Source organism: Streptomyces sp. NPDC052773 (genome assembly GCF_044547145.1).
GTDB lineage: Bacteria > Actinomycetota > Actinomycetes > Streptomycetales > Streptomycetaceae > Streptomyces.
The window spans coordinates 65,752-90,215 of the sequence record NZ_JBITZX010000004.1; the positions used below are offsets into that span (position 1 = coordinate 65,752).

General features: G+C 73.4%; 23 protein-coding genes. 16 read left to right on the top strand and 7 right to left on the bottom strand.

Features of this window, described 5'->3' with window-relative positions; translation table 11 throughout:
* Positions 1-15 precede the first annotated feature (15 nt).
* On the bottom strand, positions 16-1,008 hold the full coding sequence (locus tag ACIG0D_RS10780) for a hypothetical protein (protein ID WP_365766023.1): 993 nt from the start codon (positions 1,006-1,008) through the stop codon (positions 16-18).
* Between the two features lie 260 nt (positions 1,009-1,268).
* Here ACIG0D_RS10780 and ACIG0D_RS10785 point away from each other — a divergent pair, with 260 nt between their 5' ends.
* Genes ACIG0D_RS10785 through ACIG0D_RS10795 form a run of 3 tightly spaced genes read left to right on the top strand, consistent with a single transcriptional unit; the run spans position 1,269 to position 5,346 of the window.
* The gene (locus ACIG0D_RS10785; protein ID WP_399798364.1) at positions 1,269-2,711 is read left to right on the top strand and encodes an FGGY family carbohydrate kinase; all 1,443 of its coding nucleotides are present in this window, start codon (positions 1,269-1,271) and stop codon (positions 2,709-2,711) included.
* Positions 2,708-4,111 (top strand): FAD-dependent oxidoreductase, encoded by a 1,404-nt coding sequence (locus tag ACIG0D_RS10790; protein WP_399798367.1) that lies wholly within the window; start codon positions 2,708-2,710, stop codon positions 4,109-4,111. The genes ACIG0D_RS10785 and ACIG0D_RS10790 overlap by 4 nt, the downstream gene beginning before the upstream one ends.
* Positions 4,108-5,346: an NAD(P)/FAD-dependent oxidoreductase gene (locus ACIG0D_RS10795; protein ID WP_399798370.1), complete on the top strand. Its 1,239-nt coding sequence runs from the start codon at positions 4,108-4,110 to the stop codon at positions 5,344-5,346. Before ACIG0D_RS10790 ends, ACIG0D_RS10795 begins: the two co-directional genes overlap by 4 nt.
* 27 nt (positions 5,347-5,373) lie before the next feature.
* Here ACIG0D_RS10795 and ACIG0D_RS10800 read toward each other — a convergent pair whose 3' ends face one another.
* Positions 5,374-6,570, bottom strand: coding sequence for an MFS transporter (locus ACIG0D_RS10800; RefSeq protein WP_399798373.1), 1,197 nt, complete (start codon positions 6,568-6,570; stop codon positions 5,374-5,376).
* A 76-nt stretch (positions 6,571-6,646) separates the two neighbouring features.
* On the opposite strand from ACIG0D_RS10800, the gene ACIG0D_RS10805 reads away from it, so the two are divergent.
* Entirely contained in the window at positions 6,647-7,075 is a 429-nt protein-coding gene (locus ACIG0D_RS10805) for a MerR family transcriptional regulator (RefSeq protein WP_399798375.1), read from the top strand.
* 116 nt (positions 7,076-7,191) lie between these two features.
* Here the strand turns inward: ACIG0D_RS10805 and ACIG0D_RS10810 are convergent, their stop codons facing one another.
* Positions 7,192-8,157 (bottom strand): YbhN family protein, encoded by a 966-nt coding sequence (locus ACIG0D_RS10810; protein ID WP_399798378.1) that lies wholly within the window; start codon positions 8,155-8,157, stop codon positions 7,192-7,194.
* Positions 8,158-8,277: 120 nt separating this feature from the next.
* Between ACIG0D_RS10810 and ACIG0D_RS10815 the strand changes: the two genes are divergently transcribed.
* Both ACIG0D_RS10815 and ACIG0D_RS10820 read left to right on the top strand, forming a co-directional pair.
* Positions 8,278-10,164: an ABC transporter ATP-binding protein gene (locus ACIG0D_RS10815; RefSeq protein WP_399798380.1), complete on the top strand. Its 1,887-nt coding sequence runs from the start codon at positions 8,278-8,280 to the stop codon at positions 10,162-10,164.
* Between the two features lie 76 nt (positions 10,165-10,240).
* Positions 10,241-12,358: a SpoIIE family protein phosphatase gene (locus ACIG0D_RS10820; RefSeq protein ID WP_399798382.1), complete on the top strand. Its 2,118-nt coding sequence runs from the start codon at positions 10,241-10,243 to the stop codon at positions 12,356-12,358.
* Between the two features lie 55 nt (positions 12,359-12,413).
* Here the strand turns inward: ACIG0D_RS10820 and ACIG0D_RS10825 are convergent, their stop codons facing one another.
* Both ACIG0D_RS10825 and ACIG0D_RS10830 read right to left on the bottom strand, forming a co-directional pair.
* Positions 12,414-12,722 (bottom strand): hypothetical protein, encoded by a 309-nt coding sequence (locus ACIG0D_RS10825; protein WP_365765801.1) that lies wholly within the window; start codon positions 12,720-12,722, stop codon positions 12,414-12,416.
* Positions 12,723-12,740: 18 nt separating this feature from the next.
* A complete protein-coding gene (locus ACIG0D_RS10830) occupies positions 12,741-13,154 on the bottom strand; it encodes an SRPBCC family protein (protein ID WP_399798385.1) in 414 nt (137 codons plus the stop codon).
* A 227-nt stretch (positions 13,155-13,381) separates the two neighbouring features.
* On the opposite strand from ACIG0D_RS10830, the gene ACIG0D_RS10835 reads away from it, so the two are divergent.
* Positions 13,382-14,098, top strand: a complete 717-nt coding sequence (locus ACIG0D_RS10835; RefSeq protein WP_399798387.1) for a TSUP family transporter — start codon at positions 13,382-13,384, stop codon at positions 14,096-14,098.
* 43 nt (positions 14,099-14,141) lie between these two features.
* Here the strand turns inward: ACIG0D_RS10835 and ACIG0D_RS10840 are convergent, their stop codons facing one another.
* Positions 14,142-14,600 (bottom strand): ATP-binding protein, encoded by a 459-nt coding sequence (locus tag ACIG0D_RS10840; RefSeq protein ID WP_399798389.1) that lies wholly within the window; start codon positions 14,598-14,600, stop codon positions 14,142-14,144.
* A gap of 223 nt (positions 14,601-14,823) precedes the next feature.
* On the opposite strand from ACIG0D_RS10840, the gene ACIG0D_RS10845 reads away from it, so the two are divergent.
* The 6 genes from ACIG0D_RS10845 to ACIG0D_RS10870 all read left to right on the top strand — a co-directional run bounded on the left by ACIG0D_RS10845 (position 14,824) and on the right by ACIG0D_RS10870 (position 21,752).
* Positions 14,824-15,663 carry a SigB/SigF/SigG family RNA polymerase sigma factor gene (locus tag ACIG0D_RS10845; RefSeq protein ID WP_399798391.1) on the top strand — a complete coding sequence of 280 codons (840 nt, stop codon included), beginning with the start codon at positions 14,824-14,826 and terminating at the stop codon, positions 15,661-15,663.
* Between the two features lie 435 nt (positions 15,664-16,098).
* On the top strand, positions 16,099-17,289 hold the full coding sequence (locus ACIG0D_RS10850; RefSeq protein ID WP_399799253.1) for a PP2C family protein-serine/threonine phosphatase: 1,191 nt from the start codon (positions 16,099-16,101) through the stop codon (positions 17,287-17,289).
* Between the two features lie 118 nt (positions 17,290-17,407).
* On the top strand, positions 17,408-18,952 hold the full coding sequence (locus ACIG0D_RS10855) for a CHASE3 domain-containing protein (protein ID WP_399799256.1): 1,545 nt from the start codon (positions 17,408-17,410) through the stop codon (positions 18,950-18,952).
* Positions 18,949-19,398 carry a response regulator gene (locus tag ACIG0D_RS10860; RefSeq protein ID WP_365765807.1) on the top strand — a complete coding sequence of 150 codons (450 nt, stop codon included), beginning with the start codon at positions 18,949-18,951 and terminating at the stop codon, positions 19,396-19,398. The genes ACIG0D_RS10855 and ACIG0D_RS10860 overlap by 4 nt, the downstream gene beginning before the upstream one ends.
* Before the next feature lie 603 nt (positions 19,399-20,001).
* Positions 20,002-21,411 (top strand): DEAD/DEAH box helicase, encoded by a 1,410-nt coding sequence (locus ACIG0D_RS10865; RefSeq protein WP_399798394.1) that lies wholly within the window; start codon positions 20,002-20,004, stop codon positions 21,409-21,411.
* Between the two features lie 98 nt (positions 21,412-21,509).
* Positions 21,510-21,752: a DUF5302 domain-containing protein gene (locus ACIG0D_RS10870; protein WP_399798396.1), complete on the top strand. Its 243-nt coding sequence runs from the start codon at positions 21,510-21,512 to the stop codon at positions 21,750-21,752.
* 163 nt (positions 21,753-21,915) lie between these two features.
* On the opposite strand, the gene ACIG0D_RS10875 is transcribed toward ACIG0D_RS10870, so the two are convergent.
* Positions 21,916-22,392, bottom strand: a complete 477-nt coding sequence (locus tag ACIG0D_RS10875) for a hypothetical protein (RefSeq protein ID WP_399798398.1) — start codon at positions 22,390-22,392, stop codon at positions 21,916-21,918.
* 298 nt (positions 22,393-22,690) lie between these two features.
* Here ACIG0D_RS10875 and panD point away from each other — a divergent pair, with 298 nt between their 5' ends.
* The 3 genes from panD to ACIG0D_RS10890 are packed head-to-tail and all read left to right on the top strand — an operon-like array spanning position 22,691 to position 24,259.
* Positions 22,691-23,110 carry an aspartate 1-decarboxylase gene (gene panD / locus ACIG0D_RS10880; protein ID WP_399798401.1) on the top strand — a complete coding sequence of 140 codons (420 nt, stop codon included), beginning with the start codon at positions 22,691-22,693 and terminating at the stop codon, positions 23,108-23,110.
* A gap of 22 nt (positions 23,111-23,132) precedes the next feature.
* Positions 23,133-23,477 carry a GNAT family N-acetyltransferase gene (locus tag ACIG0D_RS10885; protein WP_399798403.1) on the top strand — a complete coding sequence of 115 codons (345 nt, stop codon included), beginning with the start codon at positions 23,133-23,135 and terminating at the stop codon, positions 23,475-23,477.
* 20 nt (positions 23,478-23,497) lie between these two features.
* Positions 23,498-24,259, top strand: coding sequence for an aspartate/glutamate racemase family protein (locus ACIG0D_RS10890; RefSeq protein ID WP_399798406.1), 762 nt, complete (start codon positions 23,498-23,500; stop codon positions 24,257-24,259).
* Positions 24,260-24,464 lie beyond the last annotated feature (205 nt).

A 24,464-nucleotide genomic window follows, 5' to 3' on the forward strand; every position in this document is an offset into this window, starting at 1 on the left:
ACGAACGGGGACGTGTCAGGGACGGCGGCGCGCCCCCGACCTGCTGCGGGCGCGGGCCAGCAGGAACACCTCCACGGCCTGGGCGTGGTCGCCCGGCGTGGCCGTGCGGTGCGACCAGGGCAGCGGTGTCCAGTACGGGCCGAGCGCGTCGAACACCCGGTCCGCCTCGGCGAACTGGAGCGAGCCCCACAGGGCGTGGGCGAGATGGTTGAGGTCGAGCGGGCCGCGCTCCTCGGGCGTGCTGTGCTCGAACCAGCCGTGGTACGCCCGCCGGGCCTCACGGCAGGCGTCCTCGGCGACCCAGTGCAGATCGAGCGCCGCCTCACGCCCGCCGCCGCGCCGGTAGCGCTCCACCCGGACGTACAGCGGCAGCAGATGCAGCGGTGAGCCCGGCGGTGCCGCGTCGGCCGCCCAGTGCGCGAAACCGGCCGCCTCCGCCAGCCGCCCGGACGCCGAGCGGCCGTAGAGGAACTGGAGCATGCGGTGGTGGGCCTCGCGGTTGTACGGGTCGCGCTTGTCGGCCTCGGCGAGCAGGCCCCAGGGCCCCGGCGGCAGCATCGGCTCCGGGGGCGCCACCCGGTGCTCCGTCCAGCGCTGGTCCTCGTCGAGCCGGGCCAGCGCCAGCAGGCACACCCAGGGGACCGGGTCGTGGGGCGCGGCGCGGGTGAGCGCGTCGCTCGCGAGCCAGGCCTCGTGCCACAGCTCCCGGGTTCTCTCGTGGCGTTCTCGGTGCGCGCGCAGGGCGCGCTCGACGGCCACCCGGGCGTGCATCAGGGCGGCCGGCCCGCTGTGCGGCTCCTCGGCGAGCCAGGCCCGCACCACGTCGGTGCCGGCCGCGGCGGCGGCGAGCACCTGGGTGCGCTGCGTCCACTGCCACCATGAGGCGGTCTCGGCGAGGAGGGTGCGCATCGACATCCAGCGCCCGGCGCGTACCTCCTGGAGGGCGGCGCGCAGCGCGGTGTCGGGTCCGGCGGGATCGTAGGCGGGGCGTGCTCCGTCTTTGGCCATCACCCTCCCGCCCCGGTCAACGGGCGGGTCAGGACGGCGAGGTGGTGTGACAACAGCCCTCCCCCGAGCGGCGGTTGAGGAGATCGTGTTCGGTCGGCCGTCACTATAGAGGCGCCTGATCCGAATGAGACGTCTGTTTCGCCATCCGGGAAAACGCCGCTGTGCCGTGGGGCAGTTGACAGCGGGTCAGCGGCGCTTGACGCCGCGTGGTCGGCGACGGCAGGCTGTCGAACCGTGATCACCACGGCCCGGGAGGCGCGATGACAGGACCGGTACTCACCGTCGACCAGGGCACCTCCGGCACCAAGGCCCTGGTGATCTGCCCCGAACGCGGGGTCCTCGGCACCGGATTCACCGCCGTGCGCCCCCGTTTCCTGTCCGGCGGGCTGGTCGAGGTCGACCCCGCCGAGCTGTACGACTCGGTGGTCGACGCCGGACGCCAGGCGCTCGCCGAGGCCGGGGAGCCGGTGACCGCCCTCGGCCTGGCCAACCAGGGCGAGACGGTCCTGGCCTGGGACCCGGCCACCGGCCGGCCGCTGACCGACGCCCTCGTCTGGCAGGACCGCCGCGCCGAGACCGTCTGCGCGGAACTCGCCGACCACGCCGATGAGTTACGGGAACTGACCGGTCTGCCGCTGGATCCGTACTTCGCGGCACCGAAGATGGCCTGGATACGACGAAACCTGACCACCGAGGGTGTGGTCACCACCAGCGACGCATGGCTGGTCCACCGGCTCACCGGCACCTACGTGACCGACGCCGCCACCGCCGGCCGCACCCAGCTCCTCGACCTGGACCGCGCGGAGTGGTCCCCGCGGGCGCTGGAGCTGTACAAGCTCTCCGGTGAACGGCTCCCGGACGTCGTCGACACCGCCGGCCACTTCGGCACGACCACCGCCTTCGGCGGCCCGGAGATCCCCCTCACCGGCCTCGTCGTCGACCAGCAGGCCGCCCTGCTCGCCCAGCGCGTCACCGCCCCCGGCGGCGCCAAGTGCACCTACGGCACCGGCGCCTTCCTCCTCGCCCACACCGGCGACCGGCCGCGCCGCGGCACCTCCGGACTGGTCAGCTGTGTCGCCTGGCGGCTCGCCGGACACACCAGCTACTGCCTCGACGGCCAGGTCTACACCGCCGCCTCCGCCGTCCGCTGGCTCACCGACCTCGGCGTCATCCAGGGCGCCACCGACCTCGACACCGTCGGCGCCGCCGTGCCCGACAGCGGCGGTGTCACCTTCGTCCCCGCCCTCGCCGGACTCGCCGCCCCCTGGTGGCGCGGCGACCTGCGCGGCTCGCTCACCGGACTCGGCCTCGACACCGGCCCCGGCCACCTGGTGCGCGCCCTGTGCGAAGGCCTGGCCGCCCAGGTCGCCGAACTCGCCGACGCCGCCGCCGACGACCTCGGCACCCCGCTCGACACCCTGCGCGTCGACGGCGGCCTCACCCGCTCCGCCCTCCTCATGCAGACCCAGGCCGACCTCCTGCAACGCCCCGTCGAAGTCTCCGCCCTGCCCGACGCCACCGCCCTCGGCGCGGGCGCCCTGGCCCGGCTCGGCGCCACCCCGGGGCTCGGCCTCGCGGACGCCCTGCCGGACTGGAAGCCGTCCGCCGTCTACGAGCCGCGTGTCTCACCGGAGGAGGCCGCGGAGCGCCGGGCCGGCTTCCGCGCGGCGGTCGCCACGCTGCTGCGGGAGGAGCCGGCGTGACGGTCACCTTCGAAGGACCGCTGCCCGGTGAGCCGTACGACGTGGCCGTGATCGGCGCCGGGGTGGTCGGCGCGGCGATCGCCCGCGCGCTCGCCCGCCACCCCCGGCTCCGGGTCGCGCTGGTGGAGGCGCAGGACGACGTCGGGCAGGGCACCTCCAAGGCCAACACCGCCATCCTGCACACCGGCTTCGACGCCGTGCCCGGCTCCCTGGAGGCCCGGCTGGTCCGCGAGGGCGCCCGGCTGCTCGCCGACTACGCCGCCGAGTCCGGCATCCCCGTCGAACGCGTCGGCGCCCTGCTCGTCGCCTGGGACGAGGACCAGCTCGCCGCCCTGCCCCGGCTCGCCGAGAAGGCCGCCCGCAACGACTGCCACGACACCCGGCTCCTCGACGCCGCCGAACTCTACGCGCGCGAGCCGCACCTCGGCCCCGGCGCGCTCGGCGCCCTGCACATCCCCGGCGAGAGCGTCATCTGCCCCTGGACGACCCCTCTCGCCTACGCCACCCAGGCCGTCCGCCACGGCGTCCACCTGCACCTGAACTGCCGGGTCGAGCAGGTGAGCCGACGGGACGGCCGCCACGAGCTGGGCACCAACCGGGGCACCCTGCGCGCCCACCGCCTCGTCAACGCCGCCGGGCTGCACGCCGACACCCTCGACCGCCTGCTCGGCCACGACGACTTCACCGTCACCCCGCGCCGCGGCCAGCTCCTCGTCTACGACAAGTTCGCCCGCCCCCTCGTCCGGCACATCCTGCTGCCCGTGCCCACCGCGCTCGGCAAGGGGGTCCTGGTCGCCCCCACCGTCCACGGCAACGTCCTGCTCGGCCCCACCGCCGAGGACCTGGACGACAAACACGCCACCGGCTCCACCGCCGACGGGCTCCACGCCCTGCGCGCGCAGGGCCGCCGGATCCTGCCCGCCCTGCTCGACGAGGAGGTCACCGCCGTCTACGCCGGGCTGCGCGCCGCCACCGAGCACGACGACTACCAGGTCCGCGCCCACCCCGGGCAGGGGTACGTCACCGTCGGCGGCATCCGCTCCACCGGACTGACCGCCTCCCTCGCCCTCGCCGAACACGTCCTCGGCCTGCTCACCGAGACCGGGCTCGACCCGGGCCCCGCCCGCGAGCTGGAACCGGTGCGCATGCCCAACCTCGGCGAGGCCTTCCCCCGCCCCTACCAGCGGCCCGACCTCATCGCCGCCGACGCCCGCTACGGCACCCTCGTCTGCCACTGCGAACGCGTCTCCCTCGGCGAGATCCAGGACGCCCTCGCCGGTACGATCCCGCCGCGCTCCCTCGACGGACTGCGCCGCCGCACCCGCGCGCGGGCCGGCCGCTGCCAGGGCTTCCATTGCGGGGCCGCCGTACGCGCGCTGTTCGAGGAGGCCCGCCCATGACGGCCGTACGACAGGTCGACGTGGCCGTACGAGAGGTCGACGTGCTCGTCGTCGGCGCCGGACCCGCCGGGCTCACGGCCGCCGCCACGCTGGCCGCGCGCGGCGTGGGCCGCGTGGAGGTGCTGGAGCGGGAGCCGACGGCCGGGGGAGTGCCCCGGACCTGCGCGCACGGCGGCTTCGGCACCTGGCGCCGCCCGCTGACCGGCCCGCGCTACGCCCGCGACCTGGTGGAGACCGCCGTCCGCGCGGGAGCGGTCCTGCGCACCGGCGTCACCGCCCTCGACTGGGCGGGCCCGCTGGACCTGGCCACGGTCGGCCCGCGGGGGCCGGAGACGATCCGCGCGCGGGCCGTCGTCCTGGCCACCGGCGCCCGCGAACGCCCCCGCGCGGCCCGCCTCGTGCCCGGCACCCGCCCGGCCGGCGTCTACACCACCGGCGAACTCCAGCAGGCCGTACACCTCCACGGGCAGCCGATCGGCACCCGCGCGGTGATCGTCGGCGCGGAGGACGTCTCCTACGCCGCCGCCGACACCGTGCGCCGCGCCGGCGCCGAGGTCGTCGCCCTGGTCACCGACCTGCCCGGCCACCGCACCACACCCGCGCGGGCCCTCGACAGCCGCCTGCGCCGGGGCGTCCCCCTCCTCACCGGTACCACCGTCACCGAACTCCTCGGCCACGGCCGCCTCACCGGCGTCCGCGTCCGCCACCACGACGGCCGTACGGCGGTCCTGCCCTGCGACACCGTCGTGTTCACCGGCGACTTCGTGCCCGACCACGAACTCGCCCGGCGCGGCGCCCTCACCCTCGACCCCCGCACCCGCGGACCCGCCGTCGACGGCGCCCTGCGCACCTCCCGCCCCGGCGTGTTCGCCGCGGGCAATGTGCTGCACGCGGTGGAACGGGCGGCCACGGCGGCCCGGGAGGGGGCGTACCTGGCCGACCCGGTGGGGGAAGCGCTCGCCGCAGCCGCCTGGCCCGCCGGGGTGTCGCTCACCGTGGACCCTCCACTGCGCTGGATCACCCCCAGCCGCGTCACTCCGGCCGACGCCCTGCCGTACACCCTGCGCACGGCGGCACGCCTCACCCGCCCGCTCCTCGAGGTCACCCAGGACGGCCGCGTCCTGCACCGGGAGCGGGTGCGCGGCGCCGCCGCCGGGCGGTCCCTGACGCTGACGGCCCACTGGACCCACCGGGCCGACCCGAAGGGCGGCCCGGTGAGGGTGACGGTCGTCTGACACCCCCGCGTCCAGGGGGCCGTGTGGTCAGGAGCCGCGCTTCGCCGGGAAGGCGTGGGCGCGGGCGGCCACGACGACGAGCACGACCGGGACCAGGAGGATCATGACGCTCCACGGGAAGGACGTGGGGCCGAGGGCGTCGAGGAGGACTCCGCCGGCCACGCCGCCGACGGCCATGAAGCTGTTCCAGATCGTCACCAGCAGGGCTTGGCCGCGGTCGCCGCCGGCGTCGGTGACGGCCGTCTGAAGCAGGGTGGAGAGGCCGCCCCAGCCGAGGCCCCACAGGACCATGGCGCCGTAGACCGCGAACGGGCTGCCGGCGAGCAGGACCAGCAGGACGGAGGCCACGAGGAACAGCACGGCGCTGGCGATGGTGAGCCGGCGCAGCTCGCGGTCGATCAGGGCGCCGGTGACGAAGATGCTGACCATGGAGGCGATGCCGAACACCAGCAGCACGGTGTCGCGGTCGCCGCCCATGTCGTACTCGTCGAGGAAGGTGGCGATGTACGTGTAGAAGGTGTTGTGGGCCAGGACGTACGCGGCCACCACGAACAGGATCGCGGCGACGCCGGGGAGGCGGAAGGCCCGCAGGATCGGCTCCCGGTGACCGGGCTTTCGGCCGGGGTGGTCCGGGACCGACGCGAGGATCCACACCACCAGCAGCAGCGAGACCAGGGCGATCAGACCGAACGTCAGCCGCCAGCCGAACAGCGAACCGAGGAGGGTGCCCGCCGGGATGCCCAGGGACAGGGCGAGCGGAATACCGAACATGGCGATCGCGATCGCCCGGCCCGCGAGGTGAGGCGGCGCCAGCCGGCGGGCGTAGATGACGAGCTCGCCCCACACGGCGGCCGCGGCGACACCTGCGATCAGCCGGAACGTCATGGTGAGGGCGTAGTCGGAGGAGACGGCGGTCACCAGGTTGGCGATGACGAACGTCAGCACGGACACCACCATCAGCCGCTTGCGCTGCCAGGTCGCGGTGGCGGCGGCCAGCGGAACGGCGGCCACACCGGTGGCGATCGCGTAGACGGTCAGGGTCTGCCCCGCGGCGGACTCACTGACCGAGAGGTCACGGGCCATCTCGGGCAGCACACCCGCGGGGAGCGCCTCGGTCAGGACCATCATGAAGGCCGCGGTGGCGAGTGCGAGCAGAGGGGAAAGAGGGAGCTTGCGGTCCTCCGCTGCCGGAACTCGCTCCTCCGGCAGGTGAGTTGAGGTCATGGGCGTTGACATGCCTGTATCCTCAAAGGCTCACATTGATGTGAAGGTCAAGGCGCCGAGTTGTGAGGTGGGTCATATGCGCATCGGGGAGCTGGCGGACCGTACCGGAACCCCTCGCAGGCTGTTGCGCTACTACGAGGAACAGGGGCTGATCGTCCCCAGCCGCTCGCCGAACGGCTACCGCGACTACCACGAGGGCTACGTGGACCGGGTGCTGCAGATCCGGGGCCTGCTCGACGCCGGACTGCCGACCCGGGTCATCAAGCAGCTGCTGCCCTGTCTGAACAGCGAGACCCCGGCGATCCACATACCCGACCCCACACCGGAGACGATCGCCACGCTGGAGCATGAACTCGAGCGGATCACCCAGCGGATCCAGTGCCTGGCCCGCAGCCGCGACGCCATCGCCGACTACCTCGAGACCACCCGCCGCTCCCGGCGACCGGCCGTCGTGGCGGTCGCCGGATCCCGCGCGACTCCGCGCGAGGAGACGGCAGGCGTCTGACCCCTGCGGCAGCCGACGCGCCGGTCGGCCACCGGCGGAGTCCCGGCTCTCGTGGCCGGATTCCAGCCGCCGTCGCCGGGGCGCCGGTCGGCCGAACAGAAGGCGGCCCGTCCTCCTCAGATCACCTTCAACCGCACCAGCGCCCCCAGCGTCACCGCCCCCGGCAGCAGTGGCAGCCAGACCGTGAGGAGGCGGAAGGCCAGTACCACCGCCGTGGCCACCGCGGGCGGGCCGCCCGCCGCCACCAGGGCGACGATCAGTGCGGCCTCCACCGATCCGACTCCGCCCGGTGTCGGGATCAGTGCCACGGCGACGGTCGCCGCCAGGTACGCGACGGCCATGTGCCACGGCGGTACGCCGAGGCCCAGCGCCCGTCCCACCGCCACCAGCACGGTCGCCTGCAGCGCGGGAAAGGCCAGTGCGCCACCCCACAGGGCCAGCGCACGCGTCGGGCGGCTGTGGACCGAGCGGGCCTCGCCCAGCGCGGTGCGCAGGAAGGAGACCACGGCCGTTCGCAGCCGCTGGACGCACAGCAGGGCGACCGCCGCCCCGACGGCCGCCGCGCCGATCACGAGCAGCAGCGGGCCGACGGCCCCCGCGGGCAGGAGGGGGCCGAGTCGCAGCGCGCCCGGGAAGGCGATCAGCAAGGCGGCCAGCAGGCCCACCCGGCCGACGCTCTCCGCGAGGAGGTAGAGCGCCAGCGCGGCGGAGGAGCGGGCGAGCGGCAGCCCGCACACCGTCATGAACCGGAGGTTGACCGCGCTCGCGCCCAGCCCGCTGGGCAGCAGATGGTTCGCCGCGCCCGCCGCGAACTGGGTGGCGAGCAGCCGGCGCGCGGGCAGCCGTTCGACGACCGCGCCCTGCCGCGTGACGGCCGCCGCCACCCAGGTCAGACAGGTCGAGCCCGCGGCGGCCAGCAGCCAGGGCGGGCGGGCCGTCGCCAGATGCCCGAACCCCTCGGCGAGCACGTCCCGGTGGCGCACCGCGGCCACGGCGACCAGGGCGAGCGGGAGCAGGCACAGGACCGTGCGGAGCGGGACGCGGCGGAGCGGGACGCGCCGGGGGAGCCGTATCGCAGTCACACCCGCAGAGGGTCGCCGGGCCGCCTCAACCACGGGTTGCGCACGCGGGGACACCGGCTTACGGACACCCGACCGGCAGACCTTGACCTCAACATTGGTCGAGGTTCTACGGTCGACGGCATGAGCATGGAGACCACGGCCTGGACGCAGCTGCACGGCGTCCTCAACGCCCAAGAGGAACGCCGCCCCCTCGCCCGCGCCACCCTGCGCCGCATCGGCGCCTTCGCCCGCCCGCACCGCCGCCGGATCGCGCTGTTCGTGCTGCTCGGCGTGGCCACCGCCCTGCTCGCCGTGGCCACCCCTCTCCTCGCCGGGCGGGTCGTCGACGCGATCGTGTCCGGCGACGACCGGGGCACCGTCGTACGGCTCGCCCTGCTCATCGCGGTCATCGCCGTCGTCGAGGCCGGTCTCGGCATCCTCGCCCGGCGGCTGTCGGCGACGCTCGGCGAGGGACTGATCCTCGACCTGCGCACGGCCGTCTTCGACCATGTGCAGCGCATGCCGGTCGCGTTCTTCACCCGCACGCGCACCGGAGCGCTCGTCAGCCGGCTCAACAACGACGTCATCGGCGCCCAGCGGGCGTTCAGCAACACCCTGTCCGGCGTGGTCAGCAACCTCGTCACCCTCGTGCTCACCCTCGCCGTGATGCTCACCCTGTCCTGGCAGGTCACCCTGCTCGCGCTGGTGCTGCTGCCGGTGTTCGTGATCCCGGCGCGCCGGATGGGCCGCCGGATGGCCCGGATGCAGCGGGAGGCCGCCACGCTCAACGCGGCGATGGGCACGCGGATGACCGAGCGGTTCTCCGCGCCCGGCGCCACCCTGGTCAAGCTGTTCGGCCGGCCCGAGGAGGAGTCCCGCGAGTTCGCCGAACGGGCCCGCCGGGTCGCCGACATCGGCATCCGCACCGCGACGGCCCAGTCCGCGTTCATCACCGCCCTCACCCTGGTCTCCGCCCTCGCCCTCGCACTCGTCTACGGCCTCGGCGGCGCCCTCGCCCTGCGCGGCACCCTGGAACCCGGCGCCGTCGTCTCCCTCGCGCTCCTGCTCACCCGGCTCTACGCCCCGCTGACCGCGCTCGCGGGTGCCCGGGTGGAGGTGATGAGCGCCCTCGTCAGCTTCGAGCGGGTGTTCGAGGTGCTGGATCTGAAGCCCCTCATCCAGGACCGGCCCGACGCCCGGACGGTGCCCGACGGCCCGGTCGCGGTCGAGTTCGACGACGTCCGCTTCGGCTACCCGGCCGCCGACAAGGTCTCCCTCGCCTCCCTCGAGGAGGTGGCCTCCCTCGACCCCCGGGGCGGCGCCGAGGTCCTGCACGGCGTCTCCTTCCGCGCCGAACCCGGTCAGACCATCGCCCTCGTCGGCTCCTCCGGCGCCGGCAAGTCGACCATCGCCAACCTGCTGCCACGGCTCTACGACGTCGACGCGGGCGCCGTACGCGTCGGCGGCGTCGACGTACGCGACCTGACGGCCGCCTCCCTGCGCGGCACCGTCGGCATGGTCACCCAGGACGGTCACCTCTTCCACGACACGGTCCGCGCCAACCTCCTCCTCGCCCGCCCCGACGCCACCGACGACGACCTGTGGGACGCCCTGCGCCGCGCGCGCCTCGACACCCTCGTCCGCGCCCTGCCCGACGGCCTGGACACCGTCGTAGGCGAACGCGGCTACCGCCTCTCAGGCGGCGAACGCCAGCGGATGACCATCGCCCGGCTGCTGCTGGCCCGCCAGCGGATCGTCGTCCTCGACGAGGCCACCGCCCACCTCGACAACACCTCCGAGGCGGCCGTCCAGGAAGCGCTGAACGAGGCGCTGCGCGACCGCACCGCCCTCGTGATCGCCCACCGGCTGTCCACGGTCCGCGCCGCCGACCGGATCCTCGTCCTGGAGGACGGCCGGATCGTCGAGCACGGCACCCACGAGGAGCTGCTCGCGGCGGACGGCCGGTACGCCGAGCTGTACCGCACCCAGTTCGAGGAGCGCGGCGCCGTCGGGGCGGCCACGGTGTGAGCGGGACCCCGGCGCCGCGGCGCGTCATTCGCCCGGAACACGTGCCGATGCCGGTCCGCGGGCGTAACGTCCCCCTATGGGCGGCACCACCGACGAACCGGCCAAGCAGCACGAACTCGTTACCGCGTTCGCGGAGACGGTCCGCCACATCGGCGCGTCCATCGGCGCGCTTTATCTCCTCCAGCCCGACGAGGAGGTGCTCTCCCTGGAACTGCTCTCCGGGGCGTCGGCCGAGCTGGCCGCCCCCTGGTCGCGGGTCGCGCTCGCCGCACCCGCGCCCGTCGCCGACGCGGTCCGGCGCGACCGCCTGGTGTGGCTGGGCAGCCAGGAGGAGATGACCCGCTCCTACCCGCGCACCGCGATGGCGCTGCCCTACCCCCTCGCCCTCGCCGCCGCCCCGGTCACCGGCGTCCGCCCCTGGGGGTCCCTGCTGCTGATGTGGCCCGCCAACCGGCCCGCGTACATGACCGGACGGGAACGCCGGTACATCCAGTCCAGCTGCCGCCGGCTGGCCCGGCTGCTGGACGAGGGCGCCGCGCGGGGGCTCTCCGCGGGCGACGGCGGACCCCACGTCGTCGTCCCCGCCACCGTGGGCCGCGACTCCGCCGGCCCGCCGATGGCCGCCGCCGACTTCATCGAACGACTGCCCGGCGGCAGCTGCGCCCTCGACCTGGAGGGACGCTTCACCTACCTCAGCTCCGGCGCCTGCGAGCTGCTGGGCCGCAGCGCCGACGAACTGCTCGGCACCCGGCCCTGGCAGTCCCTGCGCTGGCTCGACGACCCCACCTACGAGGACCGCTACCGGGCCGCGGTCCTCAGCCGCGAACCCGTCTCGTTCACCGCCTGCCGCCCGCCCGACACCTGGCTCGAACTGCACCTCTACCCCGACGCCAGCGGCATCAGCATCCGGATCGTGCGCAGCGGCGCGCAGCCCCCGCCGGTCCCCGCGCCCCGCGGCTCCGGCCGTACCGTCACCCCGACCCGCGCCGGCCGGCTCTACCAGCTGATGCACCTGGCCGCCGCCCTCACCGAGGTCGTCGGCGTCCAGGACGTCATCGACCTCATCGCCGACCAGATCATGCCCGCCTTCGGCGCGCAGGGCCTGGTGCTGTCCGCCGCCGACGCCGGCCGGCTGCGCATCACCGGCTACCGCGGCTACACCCCGGAGGCCGTCCGGCAGCTCGACGCCCTGCCCCTCGACACCCGTCTCACCCCCGCCGGGCGAGCCGTCGGCACCGGCATCCCCGCCTTCTTCACCAACCAGGAGGAGATGCGGCGCACCTACCCGAACGCCCCGATGATCAGCGGCAAGAACGCCTGGGCCTTCCTGCCGCTGGTGATCTCCGGCCGGCCCGTCGGCTGCTGGGTCCTGTCGTACGACGAACCGCACCGGTTCACGGCCGAGGAACGCGCCGTCATGACCTCGCTGGCCGGGCTCGTCGCCCACGCCCTCGACCGGGCCCGGCTCTACGACACCAAGCACGAACTCGCCCACGGCCTCCAGCAGGCGCTGCTCCCGCGCACCCTGCCCACGGTGGACGGGCTGCGGGTCGCCGCCCGCTACCTCCCCACCACCCACGGCATGGACATCGGCGGCGACTTCTACGACCTGATCCGCCTCGGCGACAGCACCGCGGCCGCCGTCATCGGGGACGTCCAGGGCCACAACGTCGCCGCCGCCGCCCTCATGGGCCAGGTCCGCACCGCCGTCCACGCCCACGCGGCCGTCGGCACCGCCCCCGACCGGGTCCTGGCCGGGACCAACCGGCTCCTCACCGACCTCGCCCCCGACCTGTTCACCAGCTGCCTCTACGCCCACCTCGACTTCGCCGCCGGCCGCGCCACGCTCGCCAGTGCCGGCCACCCGCCGCCGCTGCTGCGCCTGCCCGACCGCACCACCGGCCCCGTCGACATCACACCCGGACCCCTGCTCGGCATCGATCCCGACACCGTCTACCCGGTGACAGAGATCCCGTTCACCCCCGGCCTGACGCTGCTCTTCTACACCGACGGCCTCATCGAGACCCCCGGCACCGACATCGACGAGGCCATCGCCCGCCTCGGCCGCCACTTCGCCGAGGCCGACGACCGGGACCTGGACGCCCTCATCGACGAACTGCTGCGCCGGGAGGGCACCACCGGCCAGCGCGCCGACGACATCGCCATCCTGGTACTCCGGCACGAGACCGGCTGACCGGTCACGCCCGGGCAGGCGGCGGATCCGAAGGGCGACCCGACCGGCCACCCGCTCACGGACGTGGATTCACCCGCCGCCACCGCGGGCGCGCGTCACCGCCCCGTCGCCCCGCGACGGACGCGCAGCGCGGACAGACCCGCTGTACCCGGTCCGCCGCCCCGCCGGACTCCGGGAAGACGTCCTGCCAGGTGACGTGCGAGAAGCGGGCCAGCCGGGACCGGCTGAGGGACAGCCCGCACACCGTCTCGTTGCGGCCGGGCTCCCAGGCGTGGACCTCCCCGGCGGGCAGCCGGCGGCGGCCCACCTCCTCGTCCGTCCACTCACCGGAGGCGGCGACGGCGTACGACGCGGCGCGTGCCATGACGACGTGGCCCCCTGGTCAGCCGGCCGGGTTGTCGACCCGCAGCCGCACCTGCTCCTCCAGCCGCCGCAGACTGCCGTCCAGGGCGTCGCGCACGGCCTGCTCGCCCGGGTCGTGGCTGTCGTCGAAGAACGACAGGTGCACGGTCACCTCGCTGGCCCCGCTGCCGATCCCGGCGACCTGGAGCCAGCCCGCGTAGCTGCCCCGGTCCCGGGTGCCCCACTCCAGCCGCATCTGCTCCGGCCGCGCACGCAGCAGGGCGGAGGTGTCCTCGTCGGTACGGTCCTCGTGCACCGTCACGGCGGGCAGCTCCTCCGCCCGCACATGCAGCTCCGACGGCAGCCACGTGTCCAGCTGCCCCAGGTTGGCGGCCTGGTCGAACACCTGCTCCGGCTGCGCGGGCATCGTGCGGGAACGTTCGTACTCGGTCATCGGCGGCACCGTCCTCGGATCGGGGTGGTACAGCCCACCGCGTGCCCGGGTTGCCGGGAATCAATCGCGCGGCCGGGGATGGGCGTGGGGCCGCGGGGGCCGAAGGTGCGGAACCGGGGCGGCGGACGCAGCATGGAGGGGACGCAGCCTGGAGGAAGGGCAGCACCCATGTCGCCACGCCCGCGCGGGACGTGACGAACCGTTGAGCCCGCTCGGCAGGGGTGCCGATGGAGCCGTATCTGATACCGGTCGTGTTCCTGGCGGTGGCCGCCGCGTTCACCCTCTCCGCCTCCGCGGGATTCGGGGGCAGCCTGATTCTCGTCCCCACCCTGGCGCTCGTCCTCGGCACCAAGTCCGGGGTGGCGCTCGCGGCGCTGCTGCTCGCCTGCAACAACCTGGTCAAGGTGTTCGCGTACCGGAAGACACTCCCGTACCGGAAGGCGCTGGTCGTCGTCGCCCTGGTCGCCGCGGGCACGTATCTGGGCGCGAGACTGCTCGTGACCGCGCCGGAGCGGACGGTGACCGTGGCCGTCATCGTCGGCTTCGCCGCCGCGTTCCTCGTCGAGTCGCTGGACCTCGCCCGCTGGCGCCGGGTGAGTTCCCCGGTGCTCGCGTTCGCCGCCGGCGCCACCTCGGGCTTCAGCGGCACCTCCGGCCCCCTCAAGGGGCTCGCGGTCCGCGGGCTCGGCCTGGACCGCCTCCACCTCGTCGGCGCCCTCTCCCTCGCCTCACTCGTCGGCGACGCCACCAAGACCGCGGTCTGGACGGACGCCGCACTCCTCACGGGCGGCGACTACCTCGTCGCCCTGGTGTGCGTCCCCCTCATGTTCGCCGCCACATTCCTGGGCCGGAACATCAACCTCGGCATCGGCGAGCGCGGTTACACCGGACTCTTCTGGACCGTGATGGCGGGCTACACGGGACGCCTGGTGGCGGGTCTGTGACGGCGCCGTCGGAGATCGGTGGGGCACCGCCGCGTGTCCCCCCTCACCGCGGGTCCGCGCCCTCCAGCGGGACCGTGGCGGTGACGTCCTTCCCCGTCGCCCGAGGTGTAGCCTCCAGCCCGAGGCTGAGGGTCCGCACCAGGTGCAGTCCGTGTCCGCCGATCCGGGTGGGGTCGCGGGGCCGGAGCCGGGGCAGCCGGGGCGAGGTGTCCCGCACGGTGATCCGCAGCGACCGGCCGTCGGGGGCGACGTCCAGCATGAGGGTGCAGGGGCCGGGGGCGTGCCGGACGGCGTTGGTGACGAGCTCGCTCACGACCAGGCAGGCGTCCTGGACCGACCGGCCGCACGGTGGCCGGTCGAGCCGTTCCAGCAGGTCGATCACGGCACGGCGTGCCTCGGCGATGTCGGGGACCGTGGGATGCCAGGTGCGGGTCAGGCCGGAGCGGAGACGATGGTCCGCCGTCTGGATGTCCCTCGCCTGGTGCTTGAGCGAGTTCTCCATGCAGGGTTCCTCGTGTACGGGTGGTGGCTCGTTCTCTGCGCGGATCGCTGTGCCGTCCTTTCCGCATACCCAGGTCTGCGCGAGGCAGGGGTGCGGCGCCAAGGAATCGCACAAGAGGACGGCTCGAGGATGCCGTAGATCACCCTGTCGATCCAGGCGGCATGTCCCGGGAAGTTGGGGGTAGGCGCCGACAGGACTGCCGGAATGACGGGATGGGCGGACGATGACGACGTCGGTGACGACAGACACGGGTGCGACGACGCTTCCGGAGCTGGACAACCCTGCCCAGGTGGCGCCGGAGGACGCCAGGAACCTCACACGGCTGTTCCTGCGACGGCTGGCCGAGCTGGAGGAAGGCACTCCCGAGTACCAGTACGCGCGCAACACCCTCATCGAGATGAACCTCTCGCTGGTGCGGTTCGCGGCCGGTCGGTTCCGCGGCCGGGCGAAGGACGACATGGAGGACGTCGTCCAGGTCGGCGTCATCGGACTCATCAAGGCCATCGACCGGTTCGAGGTGTCCCGCGAGGTGGAGTTCACCACCTTCGCGATCCCCTACATCGTGGGGGAGATCAAGCGGTTCTTCCGCGACACCACCTGGGCCGTGCACGTGCCCCGCCGCCTCCAGGAGGCCCGGGTGCAACTCGCCCGCGCCACCGAGGAACTCACCGGACGGCTGGGCCGCACCCCCACGGTCCGCGAACTCGCCCAGCTGATGAGCCTGCCCGAGGAGGAGGTCGTCGAGGCGATGCTGGCCTCCAACGGTCACACCTCCGCCTCGCTGGACGCGGCGATAGGGCAGGGCGAGGACGGGGAAGCCGCCCTGGCCGACTTCGTCGGCAGTGAGGACGCGGCCTTCGACCTCGTCGAAGACCTCCACGCACTGGCTCCGCGCATCACCCGACTGGAAGAACGTGAACGTCTCCTGCTGCACCTGCGTTTCGTCGAGGAACGGACGCAGGCGGAGATCGGCGAGCGCCTCGGCGTCTCCCAGATGCATGTCTCACGCCTGCTCAGCAGGCTGCTCGCACGCCTCCGGGCGGACCTGCTGCCGGCGCCGTGAAGACGACGCCCGCCAGGCCCGGACGGCTCGCCTTGCCCGGACGGCCCGCCAGGCCCGGACGGCTCACCGGACCCGGGCGGACGGCCCGGCAAGGACGGCCGGCCTGGTCAGTACGGTCGGCACGGCCAGTACGGTCGCGATGGTCGGCCCGGTCGGGGGGACGGCCCGCCGGCTCCGGCGCGCCGCCGCCGCGCACGGGCGTACGCCGGGAACCCCGCCGTCGGCCCTGTCCGGGCCCGCGACCTCATCGCCTGGGCCCCGGGTGCGTGGGGGCGGGGACACCTCGGGCATCCTGCGGGTGACTGGTGAAGATCCGTACGCCGTCCCGCCCACGGTCGACCGCCGTGGCCCGGTGACGCGCGGACGGCGGACGGCGGATACGGGGCGGGGAAGGTCGAAACGATGGTGACGTCGCAGGCTCGCACTGCCGAGCTGATGAGAGCGGCCCGGGTGGGAGCCGAGGCGGACTGGGAACGGCCGGAGCCGTCCGTCCTCCTCGTGGAGGACGACCCGGCTGACGCGTTGCTCGTCGAGGAACTGGTCGCCGACAGCGCCCTGAAGATACGGCTCCGCTGGGTCCGGTCCCTGACCGAGGCCACCGAGGTGCTCGCCACCGAGACGCCCGACTGCGTCCTGCTCGACCTGCACCTGTCGGACGCCCGCGGCCTGGAGGCCGTCTCCCTGGTCCGGGCCCACGCCGAGCAGGTGGCGGTCGTCGTCCTCACCGGACTCGCCGAGGAGGAGACCGGCCTCGCCGCCGTCGCGGCCGGCGCACAGGACTACCTGGTCAAGGGCCGGGTCGAGCCCGAACTGTTCGGGCGGGCGGTGCGGTACGCCATCCAGCGCAAGCAGGCGGAGCAGGCGGCCGTCGCCCTCCAGGCCAGCCAGATGCAGGCCCAGGAGAACGCCCGCCTGGAACGAGGACTGCTGCCCCGCCCGCTGCTGCGCGGCGAGGGCATCGACGTCGTGGCCCGCTACCGCCCCGGCCGGGCGGCGGCGTTGCTGGGCGGCGACTTCTACGACATCGTCCAGGACGCGGACGGTACCGTCCACGCCCTGGTCGGTGACGTCTCCGGCCACGGACCGGACGAGGCGGCCCTGGGCGTGGCCCTGCGGATCGCCTGGCGCACCCTGGTGCTCAGCGGTATCGCCGGCTCCGAGCAGATGAGCCGGCTGGAGGAACTGCTGGTCGCCGAGCGCGCCCGCGAGGAGGTCTTCGCCACCCTCGTGAGCCTCGCCGCCGTACCGGGCGAGCAACGCGCCCATGTGGTCCGGGCCGGCCACCACGGTCTGCTCCGGCGCGGCCGGGACGACGTGGAGTGGATCGAGGTCCCCGGCGGGCCGGCGCTGGGCATGCTCCCGGGGGGTGCGCGCTGGCCGATCGCGGAACTCCCGGTCCCGAAAGGGGACTCGGTGGTCCTCTTCACCGACGGACTGTTCGAAGGACACGTCAGCAGCGGCCCGCAGCGCCTGGGGGAGGAGGGCCTGCTGGCCCTCGCCCGCACCGCGGCCGGCCTGCCGCCCGAGGCCTTCGTGGACCGTCTGATCGGCAAGGCCGAGGAACTCGCCGAGGAACAGGGCGGCCTCGCCGACGACGTGGCCGTTGTCCATCTGAGCTGGAACTGAACGAGTGGGACGAGTGGGACGAGTGTCGACCTGGAACGCGGTGACGGAGCGGAGAGCCGATGTGTGGAGCGGCCGCAGGCTGACGGTGCAGGGCTGGTTCTACCTGGTGCTCGCCCTCATGGCGCTGCTGGTCGTGGTCGGCACCGTGATCGGCACCAGCCTGCTGGACCGCACCGCCGACGTGTCGGACCGCCTGCTCCAGCGTGTCCAGCCGGCCCAGACCGAGGCCTACCGGCTCCAGGCCGCCCTGGTCGACCAGGAGAGCGGCATCCGCGGCTACGCGATCACCGGCGACAAACAGTTCCTCGTGCCCTACACCGAGGGCAAGCGGGACGAGGCGAACGCCGCCGCCCGGCTGCGCGCGCTCCTCGGCGACCGTCCCGAACTCCTCGCCGACCTGCGCGCCGTGGAGCGGCAGGCGGCCGACTGGCGGCGCGACTACGCCGAACCCCTCGCCGCCTCGGTCAGGCCCGGCGAGCCCGAGCCGATCGACCCGGAGGCGGCCGAACACGGCAAGCAGGAGTTCGACGAGGTGCGCGGCCGGCTGGCCGAGCAGAGCGCCCGGCTGGCCGAGACGGTCCGTGACGGCCGGGCCCGCCTCGCCCACGAGCGGGCGGTGCGCGACTCGGTGCTCGCCGGCATGGTGGCCGTCTTCCTGCTGACCGGAGTGGCGCTCGCCGTCCTGGTGCGGCTCCTGGTGACCCGCCCCCTGGAGGCGCTGCGCACCGCGTCGCGACGCGTGGCGGGCGGCGAGTTCTCGTACGTCATCACCGGCGGCGGCCCCGTCGACCTGACCGCGCTCGCGGGCGACGTGGAGGGCATGCGCCGGCGGATCGTGACCGAACTCGACGCCTCCCGCCAGCAGCAGGAGGTGCTCACCCGGCAGGCCGCCGACCTCAACGCGCAGGCCGTGGAGCTGCGCCGGTCCAACGTCGAACTGGAGCAGTTCGCCTACGTCGCCTCCCACGACCTCCAGGAGCCGCTGCGCAAGATCGCCTCCTTCTGCCAGCTGCTGGAGAAGCGCTACGGGGACGAACTGGACGACCGGGGACGGCAGTACATCGACTTCGCCGTCGACGGGGCGAAGCGGATGCAGGTCCTCATCAACGACCTGCTGACCTTCTCCCGGGTCGGGCGCCTCAACGACGCGCGGGTGCCCGTCTCCCTGGACCGGGCGCTGGACAAGGCCCTGGCGAACCTGGTCGCCACCGTCGAGGAGACCGGTGCCCGGATCGACCGCCCGGAGCGGATGCCCGAGATCGTCGGGGACCCGACCCTGCTGACCATGCTCTGGCAGAACCTGGTGGGCAACGCCCTCAAGTTCCGCCGCCCCGAGGCGGCCCCGCACGTGACCATCACCTGCGACCCGGACCCGGAGGACGAGGAGAGCCTGCGCCTGACCGTCACGGACAACGGCATCGGCATCCCGGAGGAGTTCGCCGACAAGGTCTTCGTCATCTTCCAGCGACTGCACAGCAGGGACGCCTACGGTGGTACGGGCATCGGTCTGGCCCTGTGCAAGAAGATCGCGGAACACCACGGTGGCCGGATCTGGATCGACACCGCCTACACGGGCGGAACCCGTTTCTGCTTGACTTTGCGGGTCACCGCCGACACACCGGTTCCGGCCGGCATGCGCACCGAGGAAAAGGCCCTGACATGACCACCCCCGCCGCCACCCCCATCGACGTCCTCCTCGTGGAGGACGACCCGGGCGACGAACTGATGACCCGCGAGGCGTTCGAGGACAACAAGATCGGCAACACGCTGCACGTGGTCAGGGACGGCGAGGAGGCACTGGACTTCCTCTACCGCCGCGGTGACCACACCGACGCGCCGCGGCCGGACCTGATCCTGCTCGACCTCAACCTGCCGAAGTACGACGGCCGGCAGGTCCTGGAGCGGATCAAGTCCGACCCCGATCTGTCCCTCATCCCGGTGGTCGTCCTCACCACCTCCGCGGCGGAGGAGGACATCCTGCGCAGCTACAAGCTGCACGCCAACGCCTATGTCACCAAGCCGGTGGACCTGGACCAGTTCATCGCCGCGGTCCGTCAGATCGACGACTTCTTCGTCCAGGTCGTCCGCCTGCCCGGCCGCACCGGATAGCCGGCGGCAGGGCGGGGGAGGCGGTGGCCTCAGTCGCCCCCGCCCCTCCGCGGGAGGCCGTGGCCTCAGTCACCCCCGCCCCCTCCGCAGGAGGACCCACCGCCACAGGACGAGCCGCCCCCGCAGGACCAGCCCCCGCCCCCGCCGCCGTCCCCCCAGGACCCCTTCCGCCGTGAGGACCGGCCGCCGCCCCGTGCAGAAGCGGCGACCACCGCGATGAGCACGATGACCAGAATCACCATGAACTCCATGTCGAGCACCCCCGTTGTCGTACGTGTGTGTCGTGTGCGTGAGGGATGCCCCTGGTGATCACCGCGCCAATCTCCGCTTGAGCAACTTCAGAGCTTGAACCACCGCGAGCTGCCCCGCCACCTGCCGCCGCCTCCGACGGCGCCTCGACCTCCGTCGCGTCGATGCGCCCTTCGAGAGCTCGTCCAGGAGCCTCGTGATGCTCCGGACCGCCCGGCAGGCCGGCGTGGTGCTACCATCATGCGTTTGCGTGGTCGTCGCGGTAGGCGATTCTGCCTGTTCGGTTCCGCTTGTGCGCGGGCTGCTGCATCCTGCCGGGCCTTCCTCGGTACGTTCCCCTGCGGAAGGCTGTTCATGAAGCACCCCGATGACTCCGGCATCGCTCACGGCGGTCCCACCGGGGCCACCACCCCGGCGCCGCCCCCGGCCGCCTCCTTCGCCGACTTGGCACTGCCGGCGGAGGTACTGCGGACACTGAGCGGACTCGGGATGCGCGAACCCTTTCCGATCCAGGCCGCCACACTGCCCGATGCCCTCAAGGGGCGCGACGTCCTGGGGCGCGGGCGCACCGGATCGGGAAAGACCCTCGCCTTCGGCCTGCCGCTGCTGACCCGTACGGCCGGGCGGCGCGCCGAACCGAAGCAGCCCCTCGCTCTGGTCCTGGTGCCCACCCGGGAGCTGGCCCAGCAGGTCACCCAGGCGCTGGCACCGTACGCCGAGGCGCTGCGGCTACGGATGGCCACGGTCGTCGGCGGCATGTCGATCGGCCGGCAGGTCGCCGCGCTGCGCATGGGAGCCGAGGTGCTCGTCGCCACCCCCGGACGCCTGCACGACCTGATCGAGCGCAACGCCTGCCGCCTGGCACAGGTGAGGATCACCGTGCTGGACGAGGCCGACCAGATGTGCGACCTGGGATTCCTGCCGCAGGTCGTCGACGTGCTCGACCAGGTACATCCCGACGGTCAGCGGATGCTGTTCTCGGCCACTCTCGACCGCGACGTCGATCAGCTGGTCCGCCGCTACCTCCACGACCCCGTCGTCCACTCGGTCGACCCTTCCGCGGGCACGGTCACGACGATGGAGCACCACGTTCTGGTCGTCCACGGCCCGGACCGCTACGCCGTCACCACTGAGATCGCCGCCCGCGACGGCCGTGTACTGCTGTTCCTCGACACCAAGCACGCCGTCGACCAGCTCACCCGGCATCTGCGGGCCTGCGGGGTGCACGCCGGGGCCCTGCACAGCGGCAAGTCCCAGCCACAGCGCACACGGACCCTGGCGCAGTTCAAGAACGGCCAGATCACCGTTCTGGTGGCGACCAATGTGGCGGCCCGTGGCCTGCACGTCGACGACCTCGACCTCGTGGTCAACGTCGACCCGCCCACCGACCCCAAGGACTATGTGCACCGGGCCGGCCGCACCGCCCGCGCCGGTGAGTCCGGCCGCGTGGTCACGCTCGTGCTCTCGGGCCAGCGCCGCGAGACGAGCCGCGTGATGGCCGAAGCCGGCATCGAGCCGACCGTCACCAAGGTGCGCTCGGGCGAGGCCGAGCTGAGCCGGATCACCGGCGCCAAGGCCCCCTCCGGCACCCCGCTCGACGGCGGGCCCGCCATCCCCCGGCCCAAGAACACCAATGCCCCCTTCCGCGGCCTCGGCACCAGCAAGGACCCCTCCCGCGGCGCCGGCAGCAAGTCCCGGAAGGCCGGCGAGGCCCGCAAGCTCGCCGAGGCCCGCAAGGCCGCCCTCGTGCGCCGCAACGGCTGAAAGCCGTCGCCGTGGCAGCGGGATGATGTGGCCGGCACCCCGCACCGCGCCCGGCATGACAGGCTGTGCTTGCCCACCCCCGAACCCAGGAGGTCACCATGACCGCAGAGCACGTATCCACGGAAGGTTCGGAGCCGGCCGCCCCTGAGACGTCCCCTCTGACGCCGGACAGCGACGGCAACTACGACCTCAAGCGCAAGTTCCGTGAAGCCCTGGCGCGCAAGCGCGGCGCGCAGGCGGACGCGGCCGATGTCGCCGCCAACCCGGATGCGTCGAAGGTACGTGCGGCGCACGGCCCCGCTGCGAGCCAGCGGTCCTTCAGGCGCAAGAGCGGCGGCTGAGTCCATCAGCCCCGGGACGGATCCGGCCGCCCCGTGCGGTGGCCCGCAACGTGCGCATACCTCTGTGCGCGTTGCGGGCGAGGCATGGCCGGGGTTCTCTCCTGTGCTGACCCATGGCGGCGCACGGTCCGGCTCCCGGTCGGCCGCTGAAGTCCCCTGGCCGCTACTCCAGCATGCGTTCCGCGTCCTCCGGAACCCAGGGAAAGGGGACGTCGGGCCATTGCGTGGAGGCCCACGCAGCAAGATCGACGGCGAGAACGGCATCGATGAAGACCTGGGGCGGCCGGTAGCCGTGGGCTGTGATGTAGTGGGTGATCAAGAAGGGAGCGGCATAGGCGACGCCGGGCTCGCCCGGGATCCGTACCTCCCCGTTCCCTTCCGGAGCCTCTTCCTCAGGACACAGGTCACATTTGTGCAGCCCGAGGCAGACGTTCATCCGTTGGACCTCCTGGACGGCCTTCAGCTTCTCCACGAACGCCGTGGACACCGTTCCTGTCGAGTACGGTCTGCCGACTTCCAGCCAACCGATGTTCAGGCGTGTGTACGTCGGGCGGTACCAGAGCGCGTAGAAGCCCGACTCCCTGTCCGTGAACGCATCCTCGTCCCGGTAGTCGTACTCGGTGAGATCTTCGTAGAGCACGGTGGCGCACTTTAGTGATCTTTCCCTCCCCCTTGCCGCCACGGGACGTGACAGGGATCTCGCTGCAGTTCCAGGCGTCGGTCCGTACGCTGGTCGCGCTTGTCGTCTCATGGGTGAAGCGGAAGGTCACGAAGGCTGTCAGTCCTTCACTGGCGACCTCTCGGCCAACTCAGCAACCGGTCAGCGCCAATCCCTCGATGAGTGGCGGGCATCGACCGGAAAGGAAGCCGTTGTAGGCTGAGTGAACAGCCCTTGACCTGCATAAAGCAGGCAGGGAGCCGTCTTCTGGGAGTTGCGAATGCTGCGTACTCTGTTCAAGTCCAAGATCCACCGCGCCACCGTCACCCAGGCCGACCTGCACTACGTGGGATCCGTGACGATCGACGCCGATCTGATGGACGCCGCCGACCTGCTGCCCGGTGAGCTGGTGCACATCGTCGACATCACCAACGGCGCCCGGCTGGAGACGTACGTCATCGAGGGGGAGCGCGGATCGGGGGTCGTCGGGATCAACGGTGCCGCCGCGCATCTCGTGCACCCCGGAGACCTGGTGATCATCATCAGCTACGCTCAGGTCACCGACGCCGAGGCGCGGGCGCTCGAGCCCAGGGTGGTGCACGTGGACCGCGACAACCGGATCGTGGACCTCGGCAGCGACCCCGGGGAGCCGGTGCCGGGCTCGGACCAGCAGCGCAGCCCGCAGGCCGTACGGGCCTGACCGACGGACCAGGAGCGTGCCCGTGAGCGACATCGAGATCCGCGACGACCGGGCGGCGGGCCGCCTGGAAGCCCTCGCGGAGGGCGAGGTCGTCGGGCACATCGAGTACTTCGTCCTCGCATCGCCGGCGCCCGCCCTGGTCCCCGTCCACACGATCGTGGAACCGGCCCACGAGGGAAAGGGCATCGCGGGCTCCCTGGCCCGTGAGCTGTACGCCCTCGCCGCCCGCGAGGACGTCCCCGTCGCCCCGCTCTGCCCGTACGTCGTCAAGTGGGCCGAACGCCACCCCGACGAGGCGCCCCCGGCCGACCCCGACCTGCTGCGCGCGGCGAAGGCGTGGCTGGTGGCGCACCCGGAGCGGTTCTGAGCCGGACCGCGGGCCCGCCCGTGCTCGCCCTGCTGCACACCTCGCCCGTCCACGTGCCCGTCTTCGACGCCCTGCGCGACGCCGACCGCCCGGGGCTCGCGCTGCGCCACCTCGTCCGCGAGGACCTGCTGGAGCGGGCCCGGCGGGACGGCCCCGAGGCGGTCACGGCCGACGTGCGGGCTCTGGTGACGGGTGCCGTCCGGGACGGCACCCGTGCCGTGCTGTGCACCTGCTCGACCATCGGCGGCGTCGCCGAGTCCGCCGCCACCGCGGCCGGGGTGCCCGTGCTGCGCGTCGACCGCCCGATGGCCGCCGCCGCGGTCGCCCTCGGGCCGCGCGTCGTGGTGCTCGCCGCGCTGGAGAGCACCCTGGGCCCCACGGCCGCGCTGATCGAGGAGGAGGCCGCCCGCGCGGGCCGCCCCGTCGAGGTGCGCACCGTGCTCGTCCAGGGCGCCTGGTCCCGCTTCGAGGCCGGTGACACCGAGGGGTACGTACGGCGCGTGGCGGCCGTGGCCGACGCGGTGACCCCCGCCGACGCCGACGCGATCGTCCTCGCCCAGGCCTCCATGGCGCCCGCCGAGCGGCTGACGACGACCGCCGTGCCGGTGCTGTCCAGCCCACGGCCGGGCCTCGCCGCCGCCGCGGACGCGGCAGCCGCCACAGACGCCGGAGCCGCCGCAGACGCGGCAGCCGCCACAGACGCCGGAGCCGCCGCAGACGCGGCAGCCGCCACAGACGCCGGAACCGCCGGAGCCGCCGCGGGCGCGGCGCTCGCCGGGTGAGGCCACCTGGACCGCCGTATTGACGCCCGCGGGTGAGTGCCGGACCGGACGGCGGGTATGCGGGGGAGTAGTCCAGAGCCACCGTTCACCGACTGGCTGGAGGACACCGTGACCAACCCCTACCCGGACCCCGTACAGCCACCACCGACCCCGGGCCCGGACCCCGCGCACCCGGAGCCGCCCCCGAACCCGGTGCCGACGCCGG